The sequence below is a fragment of the Arachidicoccus ginsenosidivorans genome (genome assembly GCF_007971385.1).
GTDB lineage: Bacteria > Bacteroidota > Bacteroidia > Chitinophagales > Chitinophagaceae > Arachidicoccus > Arachidicoccus ginsenosidivorans.
The window spans coordinates 4089363-4115949 of sequence record NZ_CP042434.1 but is presented as its reverse complement, the minus strand read 5'-3'; the positions used below and the strand labels follow the sequence as shown (position 1 = coordinate 4115949).

Below are 26587 nucleotides of genomic sequence, written 5' to 3'. Positions count from 1 at the left end.
ATAGCCCCCGGCGCATAGCCCCCGCATAATTATGCGACGATCTAATTACCAGGGGCTTAGGGCTCCATTTATCTAAAACTAACTAAAAACCATATTTAGGGATCACCATTAAAACCAACTACCTGTAAAGGCTTCACTTGTCGTCCTTTTATCCGCCCTGGCTTTTCTTCTTCGCACTTCCTTTTGTGCTTAAACATGGTATAAAATACCATCGGTAAAAATAGTAAGGTGAGAGGAGGTATTCCCATAAAGGAGACCCAGGTGCCCCCAAAATGTCTGCGCATTGGCCTTCTGAGCCGCTCTGCAATCAGGTACATCCCTGGCAGAATAAACAGGGTCATAAAAAATGCAAAGGCCAGTCCAAAGATAATGGTCCAGGAGAGTGGCTTCCAGAAAGAAGCATTGTCTCCACCAAAGAAAATATGTGGATTGAGATCAGAAAACAGGGTCACAAAATTAATATTAAAGCCAATGGCCAACGGTACCAAGGCTAAAATAGCAGCCAGGGCAGTCAACATCACCGGAATAATGCGCGTTTTACCGGCCTGTACGACGGCCTCTCTTGTCTTAAGTCCTCTGCTTCTTAATTCATCTGCAAACTCAATGACGAGTATCCCGTTTTTCACCACAATACCCGCTAAGCCCACAATACCGATGCCGGTCATCACCACCGATACTTCCATGCCTGTGATGGCATAACCCAAAATAACACCAATAACGCTAAAGAGAATTTCGGTCAGAATAATCACAGATTTGCTCACGGAATTAAACTGCAGTACCAGTAAGAAAACAATGATCATCAGGGCAATTAATAAGGCTTTACCTAAAAAGGCGCCTGTTTCTGCCTGTTGTTCCCCTTCACCGGTTTGTTTAATGGTAACGCCATCTGGTTTATGCTTAAACTGCTGAATGTGTTTGGCCAGTTGCTGGTTAACGGCAGTAGGGGTGAACCCTTGCAGCACATTGGATGTCAGCGTAATTACTCTTTTCTGGTTTTTGCGTTTGACACTACCCAGCGTATTGGTAAAATCAATTTTTACCAGCGAGCTGATAGGAATGGACTTAAACTGACCACTGGCCATATCCATAAAACTGATATTCATATTGAGCAGGTCACTTAAATTATTTCGCTGTGCCTTCTCATTGCGCAACTGGATTTTATATTCATCTTCTCCATCCTTAATTTTAGAGACTTCCAGACCAAATAAAGCTGTTCTGATCGCTTGGCCGATCTGTGCGGTAGAAACGCCTTCCCGCATGGCTCTTTCCCGGTCAACGGTAAAACTAATTTCTGGATTGGTAAGGTCCACATCCATTTTTAATTCCTCTACGCCTGGCGTCTGAATAGAATCCAGATAATTTTTTAAGGCGACTGAAGTACTGATCAGGTCATCAAAATTCTCACTGGCAACTTCAATATTGACAGGAGGATCAGTAGGAGGGCCATTTTGTTCCTTATTAACGGTAATCTCTGCCCCTGGAATTCCTTTAACCGCCGCGCGGATAGAATCCAGATAAGGCCCTGTTGGGACACCGTTTCTTTCACCAAACTCTACAAAACTCACCTGGATACGACCCAGTTCCGGACGGGTGCTTCTGTCACCGCTATTGGGATCGGCTGCGCCGATAGCGATATTGGTGATCACACTCTCTACGACGGGATTTTTTCGGCCATTGTCCATACCCAGAACATGATAGACTTTCTTCTCCAGGGTCTTTGTCACAGAATCAGTATAATCGACGTCGGTTCCTACCGGCATTTTTAAATAGACATAGATCTGATTGGGTGCACTATCCGGGAAAAATACCACCGGTACCTGTCTGGCTGCAAAAAACAGAAAAGACAGTATCATTAGTCCAAAGGTGGCCACTAGCAGCCATACTGGTCGCCAGCCTTTTAAGGCCCAGCGAAGCAGTCTTTCATAGCTGCGCATAATTGCCGGTAGCACCTTATGTTGAAATCCATGTATCCAGCCGTCCAGTACGTATTTATTCAGGATAGAAAGTAGTACAATAAAAATAATCAGGTTCCCGACAAAAGGCTGCCCGAAAATATCCAAAATAAGTCCTACGCCAAGCGCTACCCAGAAGATAGGTTGCTTGAAAATCGCTGATTTAGGCGGTTTATTTTCCTGTTCACTGTGATTCATAAAATCGACCGCAAAAACCGGATTCATAATAAAGGCCACTACCAGCGAAGCTGCCAGCGTAAAAATCAGCATGGTTGGCAGATAAATCATAAACTTGCCGATTATGCCCGGCCAGAATAGCAGCGGGAAAAAAGGCGCCAAAGTCGTTAAGGTCCCTGCCAGTACCGGTATAAAGACCTCACCAGCCGCCATTTTTGCCGCCTGTACGGAGGAGACCTTGCCTTTATTTTCCGAGAAGATTCGATGGGTATTTTCGATCACCACAATCGCATCATCCACAATAATCCCAAGGCCAAAAAGCAGGGCAAACAATACAATAAAGTTCAAGGTCACGGCCGAACCTACAATCAGATTGGCACCCGGCAAAAATACAAAGGCCACAAACATACTTAGCGGAACGGACAAGGCTACAAAAAATGCATTGGTCACACCCATAAAAAACATCAGGATAATCAATACCAGTACAAAGCCAATAACAATAGAATTTACCAAATCGGTAAATGAAGTTCTGGTCTTGGTACTTTGATCACCCGTAATGCGCACATCCAGGTCTTTGGGAAACACTTCCTGTTTGACCTCATCTGTGATCTTTTTCACCTGGTCGGAGGTCTCTATCAGGTTTTCCCCTGATCTTTTAATGATATTTAAGGTTATGACATTTTTACCATCCAGGCGTGCGTAACTTTCATGTTCCTTGACAGTATCTTTGATATCAGCAATGTCTTTCAGGTAAATGGGTGCGCCTTTGGAATTTCTAAGCACAATGTGACTAAGATCTTCAGCCGTCTTTATCTGACCTTTCACCTGCAGCGTTCTTTTCATATTGCCTACGCGAAGTAATCCACCGGAGACGTCCATATTCTCTCCTTGTACGGCAGAGGCAATATTGCTAAAGGTAATTCCGGCCGCCTGCATTTTAAGGTTGTCCACATTGATCTGAAATTCTCTTTCTGGTGCACCGACCATATCTACCCGGTTGATTTCGGGTAGTTCCTCTAAACGGTCCTGCAACTCATCAGCATATGCTTTGAGCCGCATCATATCATAGTTGCCACTAACATTGACATACATAATGGGTTGATCAGAAAAGCTCACTTCCATGGTGGTGGGTTCCTCTGTCAGGTCCGTAGGCAGATCTTGTTTGGCTTTATCGACCGCATCTTTTACCTTTTGCAGGGCAACATCTGTTTTTACATCCGTACCAAATTCAACGACGATGGCTGAATAATCTTGCTGGGAGGTGCTGGTTACTTTATTGATCTTAGCACCCGTGATTCCTTTAATTTGTTTTTCAATTGGTTGGGTTACCAGATTTTCAATATCCTTGGGCGAGTTCCCAACATAAATCGTCTGAACATAAATGGTTGGGATCACAATATCCGGGAACTGCTCCTTAGGAAGTGTCACAAACTGGAAAACCCCGGCGATGGAGACAAAAAGCATCAACAAATAGATCGATGTTTTATTTTTAATACTCCAGCTGGTTGGTTTAAATTGCTTGAAATTTCCATGTAAATTCTCTAAAGATGGCATATGCTTAGTTGAATGATTTATAAATGTGGTTTATCCAACGGGTTGAGACTATAGCCCACCATTATAGGCTGACCGTCATACAGACTCTGGAAGCCCTCACTGATAATGACATCACCAGGTTCCAATCCAGAAAGCACCTGCAGCTGGTCATGATACATTTGCCCTACTTTTACATACCTTTTTTTAGCCATCATTTTATCCCCTTGCCCAAAAGCCACCATGACATATTTGCCTTTTTCGTCGTTTTGGATGGTATTGGTAGGTATAGTGATCGTTTTTTCATCCGTATAATCTTTGATCCGCGCCATGGCGACCTGTCCTGGACGCAGCGCCGGATCCTCAGGCACTTTCCCTTCGATATAAAAAGTTCTGGTAATCGGATCAATAAGACGACCCACCACATTTACTTTGGTCACCAGGTCCTTATCGCCGACATCGGGAAGCGTTATATGCATCAGTGAGCCCATTTTTATTTTTCCGGCATAGTTTTCAGGAACATTGATGGTCACTTTTAAATCGTCATTATTGACAATCTGGATCTGATTGCCCGCCGTAAAGAATTCACCAACCTTTACGTTTAGGGTATTAATCACACCGCTGATTGCTGCCCGAACAGCCGTATTATTGACCTGTTCCTGCGCAATCTCCATATTGGCATTTGCGGCCTTGTATTGGCTCTGCAGGCTTTCCAAAGCCGTTTTGGCATTGAGTACCTGTAATTCGGTGCCGATATTTTCTTTCCACAGACTTTGCTGTCTTTCAAAAACAGTCTTTGCCTGTTCTAGTTGCGCCTTGATACCGGCTACCTGGCCTTGCGCCGCAATGACGGATTGCCTTTGTGAGGCATCATCCAGTTTTAAAAGCAATTCTCCTTTACTGACCCGGTCTCCCTGCTTTACATAGATTTGTTTAACAACACCTCCTTGTCCTTAGGAGCGACATAGGCTACATTTTGGGCATCAATCTTTCCCTGCAAGTCAATAAAATGATTAAAGGTACTGTTGGCAATCGTATCAAGTGCGACCAGTTTACGTTTGGCCTGAACTGCATTGGGATCAATCTGCTTGATTTCTTTTTGCAGCTTTTCAATTTTAGTCGTCAGTGCATCTTGATCAGATTGCAGTTTAGCCAGTGCTTCCTGCTTTTCTTTCAGCAATTTAGACTTGTCTTTACGATCATTACCACCACAGCTAGTCAGCAACAATAAAACTGCCATCAAAAATACAGTTAAACCAATACGAAAATTGGCCTGTAAGGCTGGTGCCGCCACTGCGCCGGTATACCTGGCAGGTACATTCTCATTCATTTTGACAGCGCTTGGTGTAGTAGGGGGGTATATCCAATTATTTTTCATCTATCGGGTATTTATTGATAATTGCTAAGAATTCTTTATTTAAAAAGTTTTTGTATTACCGTATGAAGTGATCTGTTTTACCTTATAATTTGCCAGTAGCTTTCAAAAAATCCACCTTTGCAATGACCGCATCATAGAGTGCACTGATATAATTAGTTTGAGCGGCCTTTAGATCTGTTTGTGCCGTATTAATCTCTGTCTGTGAGCCGGCACCAACTTCATATTTTTTCTTGGTCTGGTCATAGACTTTTTGCGCCAGTTCCATATTTTTTTTCTGGTAATCCATAATGGAAATAGCCGAGCTAAAATTGTTTTTGGCCGTCTGAATCTCATTGTCGATTGTCTGACGCAGATTAAAAAGCTGATTGTCTGCTTTTAGCAATTCAAAGCCGGCTTGTTTGATCTGGGCATTTTTAGAGAATCCAGAGAAGAGTGGTATATTTAAGCGCAGGCTGATGAACGAGGATGTAAACCAGTCTCCTGCAAAGCTAAGATCATTTTGTTGGTTTTGTTTGGAATAGGAGGCTGCCAGGTTCAAAGTAGGAATCTTGCTGTATTTATAGCGTTTAACATTGAATGCATCGAGCTTCCTTGAAAGTTGCAAGGCTTTATAATCATTACGTTGATTATAATTAAAATCATTACCAACAAGAATACCGGATTTGATCTGGTCCTCGCTTAAGGTATCAGTGAGTATCAGTTTATCAGAAATGGGCATACCAAGCAGTATTTTCAACCCATTATAACCGTTGGCAATGGTAACCAGTAGTTTTTGTTTTTCCGTTTCAAGGTTGGTTAATTGTACATCGCTTTTATCTATATCCAACTTCTCGGCTACTCCATTTTCATACATGAGTTGCGTATCATGCTTTAATTTGGAGATCCTGTCAATATTGGCCTGGATAAGTCCCATTTGTGTCCGGCTGACCACCAGCTGATAGTAGATTTTGTAAATATTGGTACGGATATTTTCTTTGGTTACATCTGCCTGCGCCTTTTTCCAGTCCATAGATGTCCGTCTTGCCTTTAACCCGATAAAAACCTGACCATCAAATAAAACCTGATTGGCATCTACACCCGCTGTGGTATTATAAGTAGTTCCAAAGGTAACTGGTACAAAAGTACCGGCCGGTTGCTGCATAAACTCACCAGGCAAAAGCACGGTCTGCAATTTCAGGTTATCTGTAATTGAGCCACTGGCTGTAACCGAAGGCAGGGCTGCGGCCGCTACTTGCCGGTTGGATTGCTCCTGGATTAGGATATCCAACAAGGCATTTTTAACCTGGGTGTTGTGTTGTTGGCCATACTGTAAAGCCTCCTCCAGGCTAAATCTGTGAACGGCGTCCTCAGGCAAGTCGGCTTTTACCGGACTATTCACGGACACGGGCCTTTCAAGTGAGTCCGCTACTTGCGCTCGGGCCACATTGTTTTTTGCCAGAACCATGAGACAACCAGCCAGTGCCAGTGATTTGAGCAAATGCTTCATAAATAAGTTCAGTTAATGATTAAAACACATATATTCAATAAAATAATTAAAATTCCCCTGCGATGAATTTGTATACCAGCATTCCCGGATACAGAACCATTCACCAAACGCGTAAATCAACGCCGCTGCTACACGAGTTTATCACTTTTTATACCAATTCCGGCGCCTGCCCCGCAAGGCCTCAGAAAGCTATCGCTTATATTAATCGTTTTTACGGCGCTTTTGCACTTCTATTGCTTCTCCTTTGTGGATCCAGTGCAAACACAAACGGAATAATGTTTTATTTGTTCTTGTTTTTCTTTTTGTCTTCGATTTTCCTTTCAGATCAGTTTAAACGCCACCACATTTTAGCTGCACGATTCACCTTAAAGAGCTTAGGTGCTTTTTACTAAAATCTCATTTACACTGTAATTATAGTGATTTGATAGTGATGCTATCCAATCCTTAATTAAATCTTGAACCGGCGTAAAAATAGCGGCAATATGGGTAATAGCCTATGATTATTAAGCGAATTGAGGGATTTTTTCGATAAACGGCGGGTTTTCCTCGGTAAGGAGCGAAATTAACCGAAACGAAGACCAATATTAAACGCAAAGACCAATGGATTGAGCTATATGCAGACACAAATTATTACTGAACTAAAAAAGGTGGCCATCACCTCTTCTGCATGGACTGGGAATATAAGGCAAGTATCGCTCAGATCATGATTGGCATTTTCGGCGACATAGCCGATCAGCCATTTTCTGATTGTTTTGGCGACGCCTTTAAATAGCCTGAATAGGCAGCTTTCCTTTCAGATTATTCAATATTTAATAAAGCAATTTAAATTGAATACGAGTGACTTAGACAAACGCCAATAGGATAATGCCTAACATTTGCTGGTAATTAAAGCTCATTTTAATGGCCATTAGCCATCTGTTTATCACCCCATTGTTTAAGGTAAGTGATAAATGGAATAAGCTCTTTGCCAAATGGGGCTAAGGTATATTCCACCTTGGGTGGCACTTCATGATACACTTTTCTATGGATCAAAAGATCACCTTCCAGTTCTCTGAGTGTTTGCGTCAACATTTTGGTTGTAATATCAGGCAGGGTTCTGCTCAATTCCCCATAACGCAATACGGTATGTTCATGCAAATACCACAAGATCCTGCCTTTATATTTACCGCCGATGCGCTTAAAAGCATAATCCACAGAACAAGTTGCTACCTCTGGACAAATTTTCTCTTTCTTTTTCATTTTTTATTGCATTGATAATCAATAATACATACATTTTGGTATGTAGCATACAAAAAAGTACATACTTGTTACAAAGATAGCATAAATCTACTTTTGCGGTTCATATAAAAATTATATAAAATGGATTTAAGATTAAAGGATAAAGTAGCCATCGTTACGGGTTCATCCAAAGGAATTGGCGCAGGGATTGCAAAAGCATTTGCTAAGGCAGGCGCCAAAGTTGTCGTCAATTACGCAAAAAATAAAGAAAGCGCCACTCAGGTAGTCAATTCCATCACAGTAAACGGCGGAACGGCTATTGCTATACAGGCGGATATTTCAAAATTTACAGATATCCAAAAGCTTTTTAAAGCAACCAATGATGCGTTTGGTCAATTGGATATTTTAGTTAACAATGCAGGTGTATTTAAAATTGAGTTATTGGATGTGATTACGGAAGAAAGTTTCCATTTGCAGGTCAATACCCATCTTATGGCGCCAATCTTAAGTATACAACAAGCAGTAAAAATGTTCAGCGCAAATGGCGGAAGTATTATTAACATAAGTTCTACTGTAAGTCAAAATCCGCTGCCTGGATTTATGGTTTACTCCGCCGCTAAAGCAGGCATTGATAATGTGACCAGAGTATTGGCAAAGGAATTAGGCCCTAAAAAGATCCGTATTAATGTGATTGCACCCGGAATTACAGAAACGGAAGGTAATTATGAAATGGGCATTCTTGGTGGCGATACAGAAAAACAGATGGTGCCGCTTACGCCTCTTGGCAGATTAGGTCAACCTGATGACATTGCCAAGGTCGCTGTTTTTCTGGCATCCGATGAGGCAGGTTGGATAACCGGTGAAAGAATTACCGTATCAGGGGGGCTTCTTTAATTGTTTAAAGGGTCTTAATAAAAAAGCACTTGCCTCAATTTTTTTTTGAGACAAGTGCTTTTTTATTATGCAATATTCAATTTTGCCAATTGTTGAATTTGATACACGTACATCTGGCAAATCCTTGGTGCTTTTGCAAAGTAAGATATCCAGGCAAATGACTATTGGCCTGTTTTTACACTTTGCCCACCTTATGACCTTTGATGGCAAAAAATAAAATAAACAAATAACATGGAATCAGTATCCAGAATGCAGATTGCATGCCTGTATGTGCGCCAATCATGGTCCACAATTTTGGCATAATGGCCCCACCGGCGATACCTACAATAAGCAGGGCAGAGCCGGTTTTCAGGTACCTGCCCAGTCCATCAATGGTCAGCGGCCAAATGGAAGGCCACATCGGCGCATTGGCCAGCCCTAGAAGCGCTAGTGAGGCGATAGAATAATAGCCAGGAAGAAAGATCACGCCGAGAGAAAAAATTACCCCCAGAATGGCAGATATTTTCAAGGCTTTAGCCTGGTTGATATATTTTGGAATCAGTACAATACCCGCCAGATAGCCTACCAACATACAGATCATGGTATAGGTCGTAAAGTGTTTGGCTTGTTCTATGGGAATATGTAGACCGGTATTCCCGTACAGCTGGATAGTATCACCAGCGATCACTTCTACACCAACATATAAAAACAAGGTAACAAAGCCCAGCCATAAATAAGGATATTTAAAGATACTTGACCGGTCTTTGCTATGATGCGCCGGATTGGTCTCTACCTCACTTTTAATATCTGGCAGGCTCGAAAAATAAATAGCGATCGCCAGAATTACAAAAACAATTGCAATAAAGATATAGGGGCCTATGATCTTGCCCGCCAGTTGATCAAGCAGTGCATTTTTCTGATCCAGAGATAAATGACTTAAGTTATCAGCGGAATAAGCCTCCATGCCATTTAGTAATAATGCACCCATGATCAAAGGAGCAATAGCACCCGCGCCTTTGTTACAGATCCCCATCACACTCATTCTTTTGGCAGCGCTCTCAATGGGGCCCAATATGGTAATATAGGGATTGGCCGCCGTCTGCAACAGCGCCATGCCGATCCCCATTACAAAAGCCCGGTTAAAAACATACCGAATGTCCTGGAACCAGCCGCCGGTATAAAAAGCAGTGCTCCTAAAGCCATAATGGCCAGCCCCAGCATCATGCCTTTTTTAAATCCTGTATACTTAAGTATCCCTGCTGATGGGAAGGCCATTACTGCATAAGCAATATAAGAGGCAAAGGTGACTAAAATTGCCTGGTTAGGGGTTAATTCACAGGCCGTTTGCAAATAAGGGATCAGGGTACTGTTTACCCAGGTAATAAATCCGAATACAAAAAACAGCACCCCAATAATAAGTGTCGGAATCAGATAGCTTCTTGATGAACTTTGTTGCATGTTAACATTTTTCTATTAAAATGCTAACTTATGTAAATTCGTATAATATCCCGGTCATAACAGGGACCTAATTTCATGCAAACGATTGATATAAGAGGGTCGGGGCGGCAAATGAGGGGATATATTTATCTTTACGATACCAAAGATCAATAAATACCTTCCCGGATCAAGTCATGTACATGCAAAAAGCCCAGAAAGCATCCATCTGGCTGTGTAACAATTAACTGACCTACATCCCATTTAGTAATCATTTCCATGGCATTGATAGCCAGCATATCGGCGGTGATGGTTTTAGGGTTTTGTGTATAAATATCTGAAGCCAAAATGCCTGATAGCGAATCCGTTCTTTCCAACATTCTTCTTACATCACCATCTGTTACAATACCTATCACTTTATCTTTGTCATCTAAAACAGCGGTGGCGCCTACACGCCCCTTTGAAATTTCAAGGATCACGGCCTTAAGATCAGTTTCCCGATGAACTGCCGGTCTTGCGTTATGGGTATACAAATCCGCCACTTTTAAATGCAATTTGCGCCCCAGATCGCCACCCGGATGAAGTCTGGCAAAATCAGCCGGTTTAAACCCGTTTATAGCCATCAGACAAATGGCCAGCGCATCTGCCAGCACCAACTGTGCAGTTGTACTGGAGGTAGGCGCCAGATTATGTGGACAGGCTTCCTTGGTGATACCAGTAGAAATTACAAAATCACTGTGGGTGGCTAAAAAGGAAGCTTTATTGCCCACAAGGGCGACCAGACCGCTGCAAAGTGTACGCACCAGGGGAGCCAATACCTTAATTTCTGCGCTTTCACCACTATTGCTGATCAAAAGTACCATATCCTCCTGGCTGATCATCCCCATATCGCCGTGAATCGCATCGGCTGCATGCAAAAATGTCGCTTTTGTCCCGGTAGAATTTAAAGTTGCCACCAGTTTTTGAGCAATAATGGCACTTTTCCCGATACCGGAAACAACAATATGTCCTTTGCAGGCCGACAGCTGCTGAACGGCCTTTTCAAAATCAGCATCGATCCTGTCCAACAACCCTTCAATTGCGTCTTTTTCCGTCTGGATGACGGTTGATGCAATTTGTAAAATATCACCGCGTTTGGTTGTGGTAAGACTGGGAGTCGCCGGTTGCTGTTTATGGTCACTCATGGTTCAAAATTAGGGATTCCCAACAGATTATAATTCAATGTGGGTATTATTTATATAGAAATTGACAATCAAGGGGTACCTACTTGCATGATAATAGAGATGGATAAGCTGGATATATTCCACGGCGGTAACACACTGCTTCACCTTGCTTTTTGCAAGGCGTCTTAGCCAGATTGTTAACTTTACATGGAAGAATCCTCTAATTATCATAGCATTTTAGTAGAGTATTAGCAAACCTGGCTTAAAGCCATAGCAACAACCGTTCGTCAGTGTTAAAATATATATACAATGTATAAGATATACCCAATCTATACTAACTTCGCCTACCTTAAAACAGGGAGCGGGTAATCAAGGTAAATTGCAAGATCCTAAGGAAATCTGAGATATTCTTCGTAGATTACTGCTCTATATTATTCAATATTGATTTAAAAATGGCAAAAAGCACAACTACTTCTAAGAAGAAGCCGACGGGTACTGCAACAAAAACAACAAAACAAAATCACACGCATGATATATCTGCCGGTCTGCAGTCCAATTTTGGATTTGATCAGTTTAAAGGCAGGCAGGAGGAAGCGATCCACAGCTTGCTTAACGGACACGACACCTTTATTATCATGCCGACCGGTGGAGGAAAAAGCCTTTGTTACCAGTTACCAGCCATGATTCTGGAAGGTTGTGCCATCATAGTCAGCCCACTGATCGCCCTGATGAAAAACCAGGTGGATCTGGTACGTGGTTATAGTGAAAATGAAAATGTGGCGCATTTTTTAAATTCATCTCTGAATAAAAGCCAGATCAAAGCCGTCAGAGATGATCTTACCGCCTGCAGAACCAAATTACTGTACGTTGCCCCGGAAACACTGACCAAACAAGAAAATATTGATTTTTTCAAAAGTATTCAGATCTCCTTTTTTGCCGTAGATGAGGCGCATTGTATTTCAGAGTGGGGGCACGATTTCAGGCCTGAGTATCGCAGGTTAAGAGAAATGATGGATATGATCGATCCATCCTTGCCGGTTATTGCGCTGACAGCTACTGCTACGCCCAAAGTGCAAAGTGATATCATCAAGAATCTGGGGCTGAAAAATCCCAATATATTTATCTCTTCTTTTAACAGAAAGAACCTGTATTACGAGATCCAGCCTAAGATCAAACTGGATCAGACCATTAAAAGCATTGTTCGTTTCATCTCCCAAAATAAGGGTAAAAGCGGCATTATTTATACACTGAACCGTAAAACGACAGAAGAACTGGCGGATATTTTGAACGCCAATAATATTAAAGCGGTCGCCTATCATGCGGGCCTGGATGCCAAACTCAGGGCCAATAGACAGGATGCCTTCCTAAAAGAAGATGTACAGGTGATCGTTGCTACTATTGCCTTTGGTATGGGGATTGACAAACCAGATATCCGTTTTGTGATCCATTATAATGTTCCCAAATCCATTGAGAACTATTATCAGGAAACGGGGCGCGCCGGCAGAGACGGCCTTGAAGGTAAATGTATCCTCTACTATTCTCATAAAGATGTCGCCAAGCTGGAACATCTGATGCGGGACAAACCGCTCTCTGAAAGAGAAGTGGGCGCCCAGTTAATTAATGAGACCCTGGCCTTTGTGGAAACTTCTGTTTGTCGCCGTAAAGTGCTTATGCACTATTTTGGCGAAGAATGGACCCAGGAAAACTGCGGACAGTGTGATAATTGCCTGAATCCCAAAGAAAAAATTGAAGCCAAGAAGGAAGCGATCAGCGTCCTTAAAGTGGTTAAGGCGCTGGACGAGCGTTTTAATATAGAATACAGCGTGGATATACTGACCGGCCGGTTGACCCCAACGGTTACCATGTATCGTCATGAACAATTGCCGGAATTTGGTATTGGCAAAGATAAAGATGCACATTTTTGGAACAGCCTCATCCGTCAGATGCTACTGGAGGATATTATTCGCAAGGATATTGAGGATTATGGCGTCCTTAAATTTACACCAAAGGCTGAAAAGTTCCTTAAAAAGCCTACCAGCTTTAAAATCGTACTCAATAACAACTTTGACGATGCGGTAGCGGATGATGAAGAAACAGAAACAGGCGGAGCAGGAGCCCATGCAACAGACGAACATCTCTTTGAAATGCTTAAAGAGCTCCGTCAAAAAGAGGCCAAGAAAAAAAGCCTGCCTCCATTTGTTATTTTCCTGGAGAGTTCCCTGCATGATATGGCAACTGTCTATCCGACCACTCTGGAAGAACTGGAAAAGGTATCCGGTGTTTCCAAAGGCAAGGCGCTGAAATACGGTAAGCCATTTGTGACACTCATCGCCCAGTATGTGGAGGAAAATGACATTACCCGCCCTGATGATTTTGTCATGAAAAGCGTGGTGAACAAAAAAAGCAATAAAATTTATATTATTCAGAACGTGGACAAGAAAATCCCGCTGGATACAATTGCTAAAAACAAGGACCTACGTCTGGATGAATTATTAGAAGAAATGGAGACCATTGTGGCCAGCGGAACCCGTCTGAACCTGGATTACGCTATTGATGATATGCTGGATGAAGATGAACAAGATGAGGTCATTGACTATTTCCGCAGTTGTGAAACTTCTTCTTTGGATCTGGCCCGTGAAGAACTGGAAGACAGTGATTATAACTGGGAGCAGTTAAAAATCATGCGAATCAAATTCCTAGTCGAATACGGAAATTAATTAAATTCTCAATATTTTTTGGATAGGGCCCGCACTAAAAACGGGTCCTATTTTGATAAAATCACTACCTTTCCATTTCAGGAGAACTTCTAAGTTAAGATTTCCGCAAATTAAACATTGTTTGAATGGGCATCGTACGCAGACAGAGTACTTATTCCACAATTTTCACCTATATAGGGTTTGCTATTGGTGCCATCAATACCATGATTCTTTTTCCAAAATTCTTCAGTACGGAGGCTTTTGGGTTAACAAGGATCATGATTGAATTTTCCCTGTTCTTTTCTGCATTTTCTACTTTGGGGAGTTTAAATGCGCTGTATAAATTCAATCCCTTTTATAAAGATTTTTTACCCAAAGGAAAAAATGACTTGCCTTATCTCACGCTGATGGCCAATTTGATTGGCTGCGTGCTGTTTTTAATTGCCGCGCTTGGATTTGAACCCTTTTGGGAAAAACATTTTGGACACGGCTCTCCACTTTTTGTAACGCATTTTCGGCTGGTCATTCCTTTTACGATCTCCTACACCTTTATCATGCTGCTAGAGGCTTATTGTTGGGTCATAAAAAAAACGATTATTACAAATATTGTTAAGGAGCTCTTCTACCGGCTGACCACCACTGTTTTTATTTTACTATACATCCTGCATTGGATCAGCCTGGAGACCTTTTTCACCTTATTTAGTTATTCTTATGTACCTGCTTTACTTGTATTAATTTATGTGATATACAAAAATGGCGGTCTGACCATATGTGCCAAAATCAGCCGGGCAACCCAGCGACTTTACAAAAAAATCCTGGTTTTTGTCACCTATCATTACAGTGGTATGCTCATAGGTGTGCTGCCCAGAACAATTGATGGGCTATTAATCGCAGGAATGACTGACCAAGGTCTTGAGAACCTGGCTATTTATAGCATCCCAATCTACCTGGCCAGCATTATGGATGGTCCTTTCAGAAGTATGGTGGGGATCACCACTACACTAATTGCGGAAGCCTGGAAAAATAAAGATATGGCCAAAATCAAGGAACTCTATCAAAAGACTTCTATTAATTTGTTGATTATTGGCCTGGCAATTTTTGGCATTTTACTTCCCAATATTGATAATTTGATCCGTTTTAACCCCGCTTACGGCATGGCCAAGGCTATATTTATTGTAGCCGGACTCGCCAAAATTATTGATCTGGGGATGGGGATGAATGCCCAGATTCTAGTATTATCCAAATACTGGAAGATGGATTTTTATTCTAGCGTGATTTTTATTGTGGTCAATATTATCCTGGATTATTTTATGATCCTGCATTTTGGGGTGATGGGAGCCGCCTATGGCAGTGCTATCGCCTTGATTTTTTACAATTTAATTCGTTTTTTCTATCTGTGGTGGCTATTTAATTTGCAACCTTTTGATCGTAAAACACTTTACGTGCTGCTTATTGCTGCGGCAGCGATATTTATTACCTGGCAAGTGCCATTTATGGGCAACCTGTTTTTAGATGCCATCATTAGATCTGTGATCTTTGGTCTGCTCTATGGTCCGGCCGTGCTTTATTTTAATATTTCTGAGGATATAAATGCCATGTATAAAGGAGTTGTGCAAAAATTCCTGCGTAAATCCTGATAACCTAACAAGTATTTGCCTAAATTGCTCAGGCATAGCATTAATTTGCCCACAAGTGCAAAAAAACAGTTAAAGCAAGGCAATTAAGAAAAGGGGTGTTTATTTTATTAATATTATTCTTATGGGTATAAAACTGCGGTTGATTTTTATGAATTTCCTCCAGTATTTTATCTGGGGAGCCTGGTTAATTACAATTGGCGTCTATTGGTTCCAACATAAGCATTGGTCCAGTACTGATTTTGGCGCCATCTTTTCCACCATGGGGATTGCCTCCGTTTTTATGCCTGCACTCACTGGCATTATCGTCGACAGGTTTGTACCGGCTCAGAAAATGTATGGATTTATGCACCTTTTGGGCGGTTGTACACTGCTCATGATTCCGTCCATTGATAATCCGGTCATATTTTTCTGGGCACTGCTGGTCAATATGATTTTTTACATGCCCACGATCTCTTTATCCATCACCGTGGCCTATAACGCACTTAAAAAGGAAAAACTGGATGTTGTAAAGGATTATCCACCCATTAGAATTTGGGGCACCATTGGCTTTATTGCAGCCCTTTGGGTAGTCAGCCTGACCCACAGTGAAGCCTCAGCCAATCAGTTTTATATTGCCAGCGGGACTTCCTTTTTGCTGGGTATATATGCTTTTACGCTACCAGACTGTCCACCACTAGGTAAACACACAAAAGGCAAAAGTTTTGTTGAAGCACTGGGATTGAACGCTTTTAAACTTTTCAAGGATAAAAATCTGGCCATTTTCTTTTTATTTGCTATGCTGCTGGGCGCCGCCCTGCAGCTGACCAATGCCTATGGCGATACCTATATCCACGATTTTGCCGGTGTTACTGCCTATAAGGATACCATCGCTGTTAAATATCCGGCGATTATCATGTCCATCTCCCAAATTTCTGAGACCTTATTTATACTGGCCATTCCCTTCTTTTTAAAACGATTCGGCATCAAATACGTAATGCTGATCAGTATGGTTGCCTGGGTACTCCGCTTTGGCTTACTAGGTCTGGGCAATCCCGATGATGGCTTATGGATGATTATCCTTTCCTGCATTATTTATGGGATGGCCTTTGACTTTTTTAATATTTCCGGGTCTTTGTTTATTGAAACTCAGACGGATCCCGGCATCCGGGGATCCGCCCAGGGCTTATTTATGATGATGGTCAATGGGTTTGGGGCGCTGCTGGGCAGCTATGGCAGCGGCATACTGATTGACAAGTTCTTTACCCATCCGGATGGAAGTAAAGAGTGGTTTGGGATCTGGATGACGTTTGCCGCCTATGCACTAATACTTGCGCTGGTATTTCCCTTTATATTTAAGGGAACTAAACTTAAGGCTAACAGCGAGGAAGTACTTTTAAAAGCGCCACACTAACCCAACAATTACAATAACAATTCTAGCCATTTATTCAGTCTTTGGGAGGTAAATATTACTGTCCAAATCTGGAGGTATTCTCAGCGTCTATGACACCAAAAATAGGGGCATGACAGTCAGATTAGTGTAGTGCTTAACTTTAGCAGAGAAGTCCGTTTGTCTTGACCTAATAAACCTTCTATTTATTTTTCTTTCCCCTTCGCTGGCGAATGTCCTCTTTCCAGCTATAACCTAACAACGAATCGTTGCCTTGTTAACCGATTTTAGGCCCAATCGGGTAAAAATTGGGACAATTTTCCACCTTACACTTGACATAAATTGTTAATCTATGCAGAACCCTTGCAGATCTTCAAAATCTTTCGTAAATTTCACTGAATTAATATTTTATGCGGGGCTACAACCCCTTTTGAATTTGTAAATTAACCCTTCCAAAGCCTGATAACCCGGGAAAAACAACTGATCCACCCACCAGGTAAGGAACTTCACATAATATTTGCAGCAGTATGTGCTGCATATAAGTCACTACAGTCTTATAAAGACGTAGAAAGAAAGAAAGCGAATGAAAACAAAGATATCAACTACAGCCAGTGGCTTACTTTTACGCATGCGGTCCTATTTTCAGGGGGAGAGCGTCCTGAAAAAAACTTATAAAGAGGAGCAGCCATTGCGCTCTGAACTGTTTAGTGCGTGGCAGATGCAAAAACATGGCACTAAGGTCGCTGCCAGCCACCGGGTTATGTCTGGCAAAAACAGCGACAAACTCCTTAAAAGACTAGACAAAAACGAAGATGTCTTATTGCAGGTACGGGATCTGCTGGTGGAAGCCCTTCGAGACAAACTTCCCCTGACGCCTGCCAGTGAATGGCTACTGGACAACTTTTACTTAATTGAAGAACAAATTTCCATAGGACGCAAGCATTTGCCAAAAGGGTATAGCCAGAACCTGCCGCATTTACTGACCGGCGCTAGCGCCGGTTTTCCAAGGGTTTATGATATCGCCCTGGAAATCATCTCACACAGCGATGGGAGAGTAGACCTGATCAATCTAAGCAGTTTTATCAATGCGTATCAGAAGCAAAGCAATTTAACCCTGGGTGAACTTTGGGCGATTCCTATTATGCTCAGGCTGGCCTTGATTGAAAACTTAAGAAGGGTGGCTGTCAGTATCGCACTTGACCGCATTGACCAGAATATAGCGGGCTATTGGGCTGGCAAATTACTGGAGGATGCAGAATCCCAACCCAAAAATATTATCCTGACAGTGGCTGATATGGCCAGAACCGGTCCGGTACTGTCCAGCTGTTTTGTGGCTGAATTTACCAGAAGGTTACAGGGAAAGGGCGCAGGGCTGGCCCTGCCCCTTAGTTGGGTAGACCAACAGCTGGTAGAAACAGGATATACCAGTTCCGAGCTGATCCATATGGAAAACCAATCCCAGGCAGCAGATCAGGTATCTATGCGCAACAGTATTGAAAGCCTTCGACTGCTGCGCACCACGGAGTGGCGGGATTTTGTAGAAAGCATCAGTTCTGTGGATCAGGTGCTAAAAGAAGATGCTGTCTATAGCCAGATGGACTTTACCACCAGGGATACCTATCGCCATGTCATTGAATCGATCGCCCAAAAAAGTCCGTTATCAGAAACGGATATTGCAAATATTGCGCTCCAGCTTTCGAAAAACAGTAAGGACAATCAAGAAGATTACCGCAAAAGGCATGTTGGTTATTATCTGATTGACAAAGGCATCGGACAAACGCAAAAAGAGGCCCGCATGGTCTGTACTTTTTCAGATAAGCTTAAGGCATTTGTGCTGGGTCGCCGCTTATTTTATTATAGCGGGGGTATTGTGATCGGCACACTTGTATTATGTCTTTTGGTCTGTTTGTTTGCATATCAACACCAGGTACATTACGGCATTATACTGATTGTTTTTATTTTAAGTTTTATAGGGGGTAGTCAGTTAGCTATTGCACTGGCTAATTGGATTGTTACCCGAACAGTAAAACCAAGGATGCTCCCCAAGATGGAGTATGGAAGTGCTGTGCCAGATGAAGACGCAACTTTAATTGCAGTCCCTTGTATGCTCACGAGCCTCACGGGTATAGAAGAATTGGTAGAAGCGCTGGAAGTACGCTATTTAGCCAATCCACATAAAAATCTTTTTTATAGCCTGATAGCAGACTATAAGGATGCAGATAAATCTGTATTACCCGATGACCACAATTTATTGCAACATGCTATTAAAAACATTGAAGGACTCAATAATAAATATAAAGGCTTCGTTAAGACTGAAGGGCAGATCAATGCGGATGGCCATACAAATCCTTCGGCTTCCAATACACCAGACATCTTCTATTTATTTGTACGTAACCGAGAGTGGTCTGAAGGCGAAAAAGTCTGGATGGGCCGGGAAAGAAAAAGAGGAAAATTAGGAGACCTGAATCAGTTTTTGCTGCAAAGAAAAAAAACTCAGCCAACGCAAAGCGATAATCATACGCTCTACCAAGACCAAGAGCAGATGCAACAGCCGCAATACATGGGTGCTTTTGCCTCCATTACTGGCAACTTAACGCACTTGCCCGCCATCAAATATGTCATTACCCTGGATGCAGATACGAGACTTCCCAGAGAAGCGGCTGCAAAAATGATCGCAACGATGGCTCATCCGCTCAATCAACCCCTGTATGACCTGACAAAAGGCAGAGTCGTTGCCGGTCATGGCATTTTGCAACCAAGAGTAGCTGTCACGCTACCTAAATCCACCAGTTCCTTATTTGTCAGAATGCACAGCATGGATTCTGGACTGGATCCTTATACCCGGGTCAGTTCAGACGTTTATCAGGATCTTTATGGCGAAGGCTCCTTTATCGGCAAAGGTATTTACCAGGTAGAGGTTTTTGAAGAGGCCCTGGCAGGCCGTTTTCCGGAAAACCGCATCCTGAGCCATGACTTATTGGAAGGTTGTTATCTGCGCTCTGGATTGATTAGCGACATAGCATTATTTGAGGATTATCCAGACAGATATCTTTTGGACAGCTCCAGGCAGCACCGTTGGATCAGGGGCGACTGGCAAATCCTGAGTTGGGCGCTTCCCTGGGCACCTGGCGCAGATGGTCGCCTGCACAAAAATCCGCTCTCCGGATTATCTAAATGGAAAATCGCAGACAATTTAAGGCGATCTTTGGTTGCCCCTTCACTGGTCATATTATTATGTATTGGATGGTTGATGCTTCCCTATCCCTGGCTATGGACAACCTGCGTGATTGCTGTATTTGTCGTGCCTATTTTATTAAATTCACTGTGGCATCTTCTACACAAGCCCAAGGATGTAGACATGAAACCTCATCTGCGGGAATTTGCCTGGAAGACCTGGGAAAACTTTTTAATTGAGCTGTTTTATATTGCCTGCCTGCCTTATGAAGCCTGGCAGCATCTGGAAGCTATAGCCATAACGATTTGGCGCATGACCTTCACCAAAAAACATTTATTGCAATGGACGCCTTCAGGCATGTTAGCACGTAAAAAGCGGCCCGCACTGACAGGGGTATACGCAGCGATGTGGACTGCACCTTTCACTGCCCTGGTAATCGCCATTTTTCTATATCAATTGTCTACGGATTCTTTTCTAGTGGCGCTTCCTGTGCTACTGTTATGGCTGTTTGCTCCGGCACTAGTTTGGCGAACCAATCAGCCCAAAAGACAAAATCGGGAAGTACTCAGCGAACAAGATCTCGATTTCTTACACCAGATCAGTCGAAAGACCTGGTTATTCTTTGAGACCTTTGTCACCAAGGAAGAAAATTACCTGCCTCCTGACAATTACCAAGAGGAGCCAAAAGCGGTCATCGCCCACCGGACATCCCCTACTAATATGGGGCTATCACTACTGGCAGCCTTATCAGCCTATGACTTTGGGTATATAGCTTTATGTGAGCTGATCGCCCGAACGGGTAGTACGCTAAAAACAATGCAGGGGCTTGAAAAATATCAAGGTCACTTTTATAACTGGTATGATACCCTTACCTTACAACCATTGCCACCTAGATATATTTCTGCGGTAGATAGCGGTAATCTGGCCGGTCATTTAATTACCTTAAGACAGGGATTACTGCAGCTTAGCTTTGATCCTATTATCTCCACTCAGGTATTTAAGGGATTAAATGATACCCTTTTAATGGACCAGGGACCTCACAAGGACCTTGATGTCTATCTAATTATGCAGCGCAAGTTGCAGGCTTGCCTGGCCACTGTACATGCCAACCAGCATGATCTATTATTCTATTACCGTAATTTTATGGAACTGGCGGCCTTATCAGAGCAGCTGATCCAACAGCATCAGACGATAAAAGCAAAAGCGGTGTCAGAAAAATTATCCGACATCGGACAAAAACTGGAGCAACCGGCGAAGGCACCTGAAGCGGCGCAGGCTGCAGCCTTAATCCAGCAAACGGACTTTGAAGCCAATACAAGTCCTAAACAAGTCATCGCACCAACCGGTATCATTAGTTGTCATCGACAACTAATGGCGCTCATCGATCTGATCGGTAAACTGGCGCCTTGGATACCCGCAATAGAAAGTGCGCCACCTGCGGAACTGGAAGCGTTAATACAATCCTTTCCATGGCTGACAGAAAATGCACATCTATTTAAAATCAAAGGCTACGCTAAAAAGTCAGATTCTTTATCGATTATGGAAGATAGTGCCAGATTTCAGTTCCTAAGGCCTGCCCAACTACAGGAGTTTATTGAGCAAGGAGCTGAAGCTGCAATGGATATGACCGTGCGCTGCGTCGAACTGGCCGAGATCTGCGAGCAACTGGCCGATATGGATTACAGCTTTTTATATGACAAGTCCAAACATTTACTGCGTATCGGCTATAATGTGCAGGAAAGACAGGCCGATAAAAGCTATTATGACTTGTTAGCCTCAGAGGCCAGACTCGGTATTTATGTGGCCATCGCGCAGGGCAAGATTGCTCAGGATAGTTGGTTTGCACTTGGCAGGCTGCTCACAGGCGTCGGTAAGACACCGGTACTACTGTCCTGGAGTGGATCCATGTTCGAATACCTGATGCCACAACTTGTTATGCCCACTTATGAAAATACACTACTTGAACAAACCAGTAAAGGGCTTATTAAAAGACAAATAGCTTTTGCCAGCTCAAGAAATGTTCCCTGGGGGATCTCTGAATCCGGCTACAACACGGTGGATGCCAGTCTTAATTATCAATACCGCGCCTTTGGCGTTCCCGGTCTAGGTCTGAAAAGAGGCCTGGGCGAAGACCTGGTTATTGCCCCCTATGCGACTATGCTGGCACTCATGATCCGACCAACACTTGCGACAGCCAATCTGAAAAGAATGGCGGAAAAAGGTTATACAGGTCGTTATGGTTTTTACGAGGCAATAGACTATACCAAATCCCGGTTGCCCAGAGGTGCTGAAGAGGCGATTATTCAGTCTTTTATGGTACACCATCAGGGAATGGGCTTTTTGGCTTTGGCTTATGTACTCAGACAAGGCAAGATGCAACAGCGTTTTGAGTCCGATCCGGCCTTGCAGTCCTCTTTACTGCTGTTGCAGGAAAAAATACCCAGAGCTACGATATTTTATGCACATACCCCAGACAGCGCACAAACAGGCTCTGCCACCCAGCAGGCAAGTATGGATATTATCCGAACACCATTTACCCGCCATCCAGAGATCAAATTGCTCTCCAACGGCCATTATCATGTCATGATCTCCAATGCAGGAGGTGGTTACAGTCGGTGGAATGATCTAGCCATCAGCCGCTGGCGTGAAGATGGCACCATGGATAACTGGGGCACTTTCTGTTATATCAAAGATTTACAGGAAGGCAGTTATTGGTCAAATACCTACCAACCTGTGTTGGGAACAACGGATCTGTATGAGGCCGTTTTCTCCCAAGGACATGCAGAATTCAGAAGAAAAGATGACAATATCGAAACCCGTACAGAGATCGTTGTTTCACCGGAAGACAATGTGGAAGTCAGAAGGATCCGGATCACCAATAGAGGCTCTGCTGCTAAAAGCCTGGAAGTAACCAGCTACGCCGAAGTGGTACTCGCTCCCCAAAATGCAGATGAAGCGCATCCGGCCTTCAGCAATCTTTTTGTGGAAACCAGTATTTTAAAAGATCAACAAGCGATTCTTTGCACCAGAAGACCACGCTCTTCAGGTGAGCAGCCACCATGGATGTTCCATTTGATGTCCTTGTCGGGTAGTGGGGTAAATGCTGGTGCTATTTCCTATGAAACCGACCGGGCCAGATTTATCGGCCGAGGAAGAAACTGCAGTAATCCGGCCGCACTGGAAAAGGCAGGCGTCCTATCGGACAGTGAAGGCTCTGTGCTGGATCCCATCGTTTCCATAAGGCGAACCTTTGAGCTGAAGGCTGGACAGACGGCAACCATTGATTTGATTATTGGGGTAGCTGCTGATCAAAACATTTGCGCAGCCTTATTAGACAAATACCAGGACCGCCATTTAAAAAACAGGGCATTTGAATTGTCCTGGACCCATAGCCAGGTACTGCTCAGACAGATTAACGCCACGGAAACCGAGGCCAAGTTATATAGTAAAATGGCAGGCTTTATTTTATACCCGAGCCCCGCACTTAGAGCCGCCCTTCAATTATTGCCAGCAATAATAAGTCCCAGTCCGGCCTATGGGCATATGCCATTTCCGGAGATTTACCCATCGTACTACTACGGGTACAAAGTGAAGACAATATAGGACTGATCAGACAACTTATCAATGCGCATACTTATTGGCGTTTAAAGGGCATCAAGGCGGATCTCGTTATCTGGAATGAGAATTTTGGTTCCTACCGGCAGGATCTGCATGAACAAATCCAGAGTTTGATCGCCCTGGCCAATAGCGTTTCCATTAACCAGCAATACGGCGGCATTTACCTGCGCAGTGCGGATCAGATCCCCATGGAAGATCGCATCCTGATGCAAACAGTCGCCCGTATTATTATAGATGATCAGCTAGGAACACTCGAAGAACAAATCAGTGCCAGCCAAAAAGCAAAACTGCTGCCGCCGGATCTGGAAAAAACATCACTGGTGGGTACCAGACAGGAAAAAAGCATCATCTCCACCCGCAAATTATTACCAGAAGGTCTGGTTTATAATAATGGCATTGGCGGCTTTACTAAAGACGGCAAAGAGTATATCATCCGCACCTCAGGCCAGGTGAGAACGCCCATGCCCTGGTCCAATGTAATCGCCAACGCTGAATTTGGAACGGTCATTTCGGAAAGTGGCGGCAGTTATACCTGGGCAGGCAACGCCCATGAATACAGGCTTACGCCCTGGCTCAACGATCCCGTTCAGGACAGTTGCGGAGAAGCCATTTATATCCGGGATGAACAAACCGGACAATACTGGTCACCTACACCGCTGCCAGCTGTTTCAAAAGGTGATTTTATTACCCGCCACGGGTTTGGCTATACGGTATTTGAGCATACAGAAAATGGCATTAGCAGTGAACTATGGGTATTTGTAGATAAATTGTTACCCATCCGCTATCAATGGCTTAAGCTACATAACCTCAGTGGCAGGGAAAGAAAACTCTCTGTGACCAGTTATGCAGAATGGGTCCTGGGAGATACAAAAGGAAAGACAGCTCAGTATATCGTTACTGAAAAAGTGCCTGATACAGCGGCGCTACTTGCTTATAACAGGTATAGCAGCAGTTACCCTGGCAGTGTCTGCTTCTCAGCGGTCAATGCCACAAAAGGATACAGCCTGACCGCTGACAGAGAGGCCTTTATTGGTCGCTCCGGCACCATGCGCAGCCCAGCCGGGCTGCGGCGCTCCAGACTATCTGGTAAGGCCGGCGCCGCCCTAGACCCTTGTGCAGCCCTGCAGGTACAGATCAATTTATATGCTGATCAGGAAACGGAACTTAATTTCAGGTTGGGAGCCGGTAAGGATAAAGCGCATGCACTGGAATTGATCGCACAATCCGAGGAAAATGAATATGCGAGTCAAGCGCTCAGCCTCATACATACACAGTGGAATGAGATTTTGGAGCAAACCACAATACAATCCCCAGATCCCGCGCTTAATTTTTTATCCAGTGGCTGGCTCACTTACCAGACGCTGAGTTGCCGCATTTGGGGTAGAAGTGGCTATTATCAGTCAGGAGGAGCCTTTGGCTTTAGAGATCAGTTGCAAGACGTTATGGCACTTTTTAATACGCGTCCAGATATTGCTAAGCAGCAGATTATCCTATCAGCATCCAGACAATTTATACAAGGCGACGTCCAGCACTGGTGGCATCCTCCTACAGGTAGAGGCGTCAGGACACGCTGTTCAGATGACTATCTCTGGTTGCCTTTTGTGTTGGCTCAATACGTCTTTACCACCGGAGATGAAACCATTTTAGAATGCCCTGTCAGCTTTTTGGATGGTCGGCTATTAAACGAAGGCGAGGATTCTTATTATGACCTGCCCATGATCACAGAGGAAAAAGAAAGTCTCTATCAACATGCGCTGAAAGCCATTCAACATGGTCTCAGAACAGGCGTACATGGTTTGCCGCTAATGGGCACCGGAGATTGGAATGACGGCATGGACAAGGTGGGTGAAAAAGGTAAAGGCGAGAGTATCTGGCTGGGATTTTTCCTCTTTAGTGTGCTCACACAGTTCAAAGAAATTGCCCTTCGCATGATGGACCACGAAACCGCTGAAATGTGTATTCAAAAGGCGGCAGCCCTTAAAACCAGTTTGAATCAAAATGGTTGGGATGGTCAGTGGTATAGAAGAGCTTATTTTGATGACGGTACACCATTAGGTTCCAGCCAAAATCAGGAATGCCAGATCGATTCCATTGCCCAAAGCTGGTCCATTTTATCCGGCGCCGGCATGGCGGACAAAAAGCGGCAGGCATTAACATCGCTGGACACACACCTGGTCCGGCCCAAAGAAGGGGTAATTTTACTACTGGATCCGGCCTTTGACAGTTCGCCGCTCAACCCAGGGTATATCAAGGGCTATGCGCCTGGCGTCAGGGAAAATGGCGGGCAATATACCCATGCAGCTGTCTGGGCCATGATGGCATTTGCTGAAATGGGTGAACGAAATAAGGTCTGGGAACTATTCAAAATGGTGAGTCCGGTTTCCCATACGATGACCCGGCAGGCACTGGAGATTTATAAGGTAGAACCTTATGTGATGGCAGCAGATGTATATAATGCACCACAGCATAGAGGCAGGGGAGGTTGGACCTGGTACACGGGATCTGCCGGCTGGATGCAGCAGTTTATGTTCCGCTTTATCTTAGGCATCCGGCGTACCGGCGATCAATTATGCTTTAAGCCTTGTACACCAGAGGTCTGGAAGAATTTTAAGGTGGATTACAAATTTGGGAAAGCTATTTATCACATAGAAGTTTTGTTAAAACCAGGGAATTTTATTCCTAAAACTTATCAGGTTGATGGTGTTTTGCAGCAAAATGACAGCATCGCATTAATTGATGACGGCAAACACCACCAGGTACAGGTAAGCTGACAGGTCGTTTACAAAGAGACCAAATAAGTAACAAATCTTATATGAAAGTGATTAGCTATCTATAATTTTTTTAAACTTTAGGACTTATATATAAATAATATATCAATGGATGA

15 protein-coding genes are annotated in these 26587 nt (G+C 43.5%); 7 read left to right on the top strand and 8 right to left on the bottom strand.

Translation table 11 applies throughout. The annotated features are described in order from the left end of the window. Positions 1-95: 95 nt before the first annotated feature. The 4 genes from FSB73_RS16550 to FSB73_RS16540 all read right to left on the bottom strand — a co-directional run bounded on the left by FSB73_RS16550 (position 96) and on the right by FSB73_RS16540 (position 6523). Positions 96-3683 (bottom strand): efflux RND transporter permease subunit, encoded by a 3588-nt coding sequence (locus FSB73_RS16550; protein ID WP_225974092.1) that lies wholly within the window; start codon positions 3681-3683, stop codon positions 96-98. A gap of 17 nt (positions 3684-3700) precedes the next feature. Then, a complete protein-coding gene (locus FSB73_RS16545; RefSeq protein WP_262712352.1) occupies positions 3701-4549 on the bottom strand; it encodes an efflux RND transporter periplasmic adaptor subunit in 849 nt (282 codons plus the stop codon). A gap of 29 nt (positions 4550-4578) precedes the next feature. After that, positions 4579-5037 (bottom strand): hypothetical protein, encoded by a 459-nt coding sequence (locus FSB73_RS25320; RefSeq protein WP_225974091.1) that lies wholly within the window; start codon positions 5035-5037, stop codon positions 4579-4581. 82 nt (positions 5038-5119) lie between these two features. Beyond that, positions 5120-6523, bottom strand: a complete 1404-nt coding sequence (locus tag FSB73_RS16540; protein WP_225974090.1) for a TolC family protein — start codon at positions 6521-6523, stop codon at positions 5120-5122. A 62-nt stretch (positions 6524-6585) separates the two neighbouring features. Here FSB73_RS16540 and FSB73_RS16535 point away from each other — a divergent pair, with 62 nt between their 5' ends. Next, positions 6586-6915 carry a hypothetical protein gene (locus FSB73_RS16535; protein ID WP_146784670.1) on the top strand — a complete coding sequence of 110 codons (330 nt, stop codon included), beginning with the start codon at positions 6586-6588 and terminating at the stop codon, positions 6913-6915. 505 nt (positions 6916-7420) lie between these two features. On the opposite strand, the gene FSB73_RS16530 is transcribed toward FSB73_RS16535, so the two are convergent. Beyond that, complete coding sequence (locus tag FSB73_RS16530) at positions 7421-7762, bottom strand: winged helix-turn-helix transcriptional regulator (RefSeq protein ID WP_146784666.1); 342 nt, start codon at positions 7760-7762, stop codon at positions 7421-7423. 120 nt (positions 7763-7882) lie between these two features. Between FSB73_RS16530 and FSB73_RS16525 the strand changes: the two genes are divergently transcribed. Next, positions 7883-8635, top strand: a complete 753-nt coding sequence (locus tag FSB73_RS16525) for an SDR family NAD(P)-dependent oxidoreductase (protein WP_146784664.1) — start codon at positions 7883-7885, stop codon at positions 8633-8635. Positions 8636-8810: 175 nt separating this feature from the next. Here the strand turns inward: FSB73_RS16525 and gluP are convergent, their stop codons facing one another. The 3 genes from gluP to FSB73_RS16515 all read right to left on the bottom strand — a co-directional run bounded on the left by gluP (position 8811) and on the right by FSB73_RS16515 (position 11232). Then, entirely contained in the window at positions 8811-9740 is a 930-nt protein-coding gene (gene gluP / locus FSB73_RS16520) for a glucose/galactose MFS transporter (RefSeq protein WP_225974089.1), read from the bottom strand. Further along, complete coding sequence (locus tag FSB73_RS25315) at positions 9740-10072, bottom strand: MFS transporter (protein WP_225974088.1); 333 nt, start codon at positions 10070-10072, stop codon at positions 9740-9742. The genes gluP and FSB73_RS25315 overlap by 1 nt, the downstream gene beginning before the upstream one ends. Positions 10073-10218: 146 nt before the next feature. Next, the gene (locus FSB73_RS16515; RefSeq protein WP_146784660.1) at positions 10219-11232 is read right to left on the bottom strand and encodes a KpsF/GutQ family sugar-phosphate isomerase; all 1014 of its coding nucleotides are present in this window, start codon (positions 11230-11232) and stop codon (positions 10219-10221) included. A 431-nt stretch (positions 11233-11663) separates the two neighbouring features. Here FSB73_RS16515 and recQ point away from each other — a divergent pair, with 431 nt between their 5' ends. The 5 genes from recQ (at position 11664) to FSB73_RS16490 (ending at position 26474) form a co-directional block, all read left to right on the top strand. Next, positions 11664-13928, top strand: coding sequence for a DNA helicase RecQ (recQ, locus tag FSB73_RS16510; protein ID WP_146784657.1), 2265 nt, complete (start codon positions 11664-11666; stop codon positions 13926-13928). 125 nt (positions 13929-14053) lie between these two features. Further along, positions 14054-15544 carry an MATE family efflux transporter gene (locus FSB73_RS16505; protein ID WP_146784653.1) on the top strand — a complete coding sequence of 497 codons (1491 nt, stop codon included), beginning with the start codon at positions 14054-14056 and terminating at the stop codon, positions 15542-15544. A 121-nt stretch (positions 15545-15665) separates the two neighbouring features. After that, on the top strand, positions 15666-16934 hold the full coding sequence (locus FSB73_RS16500; RefSeq protein ID WP_146784651.1) for a nucleoside permease: 1269 nt from the start codon (positions 15666-15668) through the stop codon (positions 16932-16934). A gap of 559 nt (positions 16935-17493) precedes the next feature. Then, positions 17494-23688: a glucoamylase family protein gene (locus FSB73_RS16495; RefSeq protein WP_146784649.1), complete on the top strand. Its 6195-nt coding sequence runs from the start codon at positions 17494-17496 to the stop codon at positions 23686-23688. Between the two features lie 125 nt (positions 23689-23813). Beyond that, the gene (locus tag FSB73_RS16490; protein WP_146784647.1) at positions 23814-26474 is read left to right on the top strand and encodes a GH36-type glycosyl hydrolase domain-containing protein; all 2661 of its coding nucleotides are present in this window, start codon (positions 23814-23816) and stop codon (positions 26472-26474) included. Positions 26475-26587 lie beyond the last annotated feature (113 nt).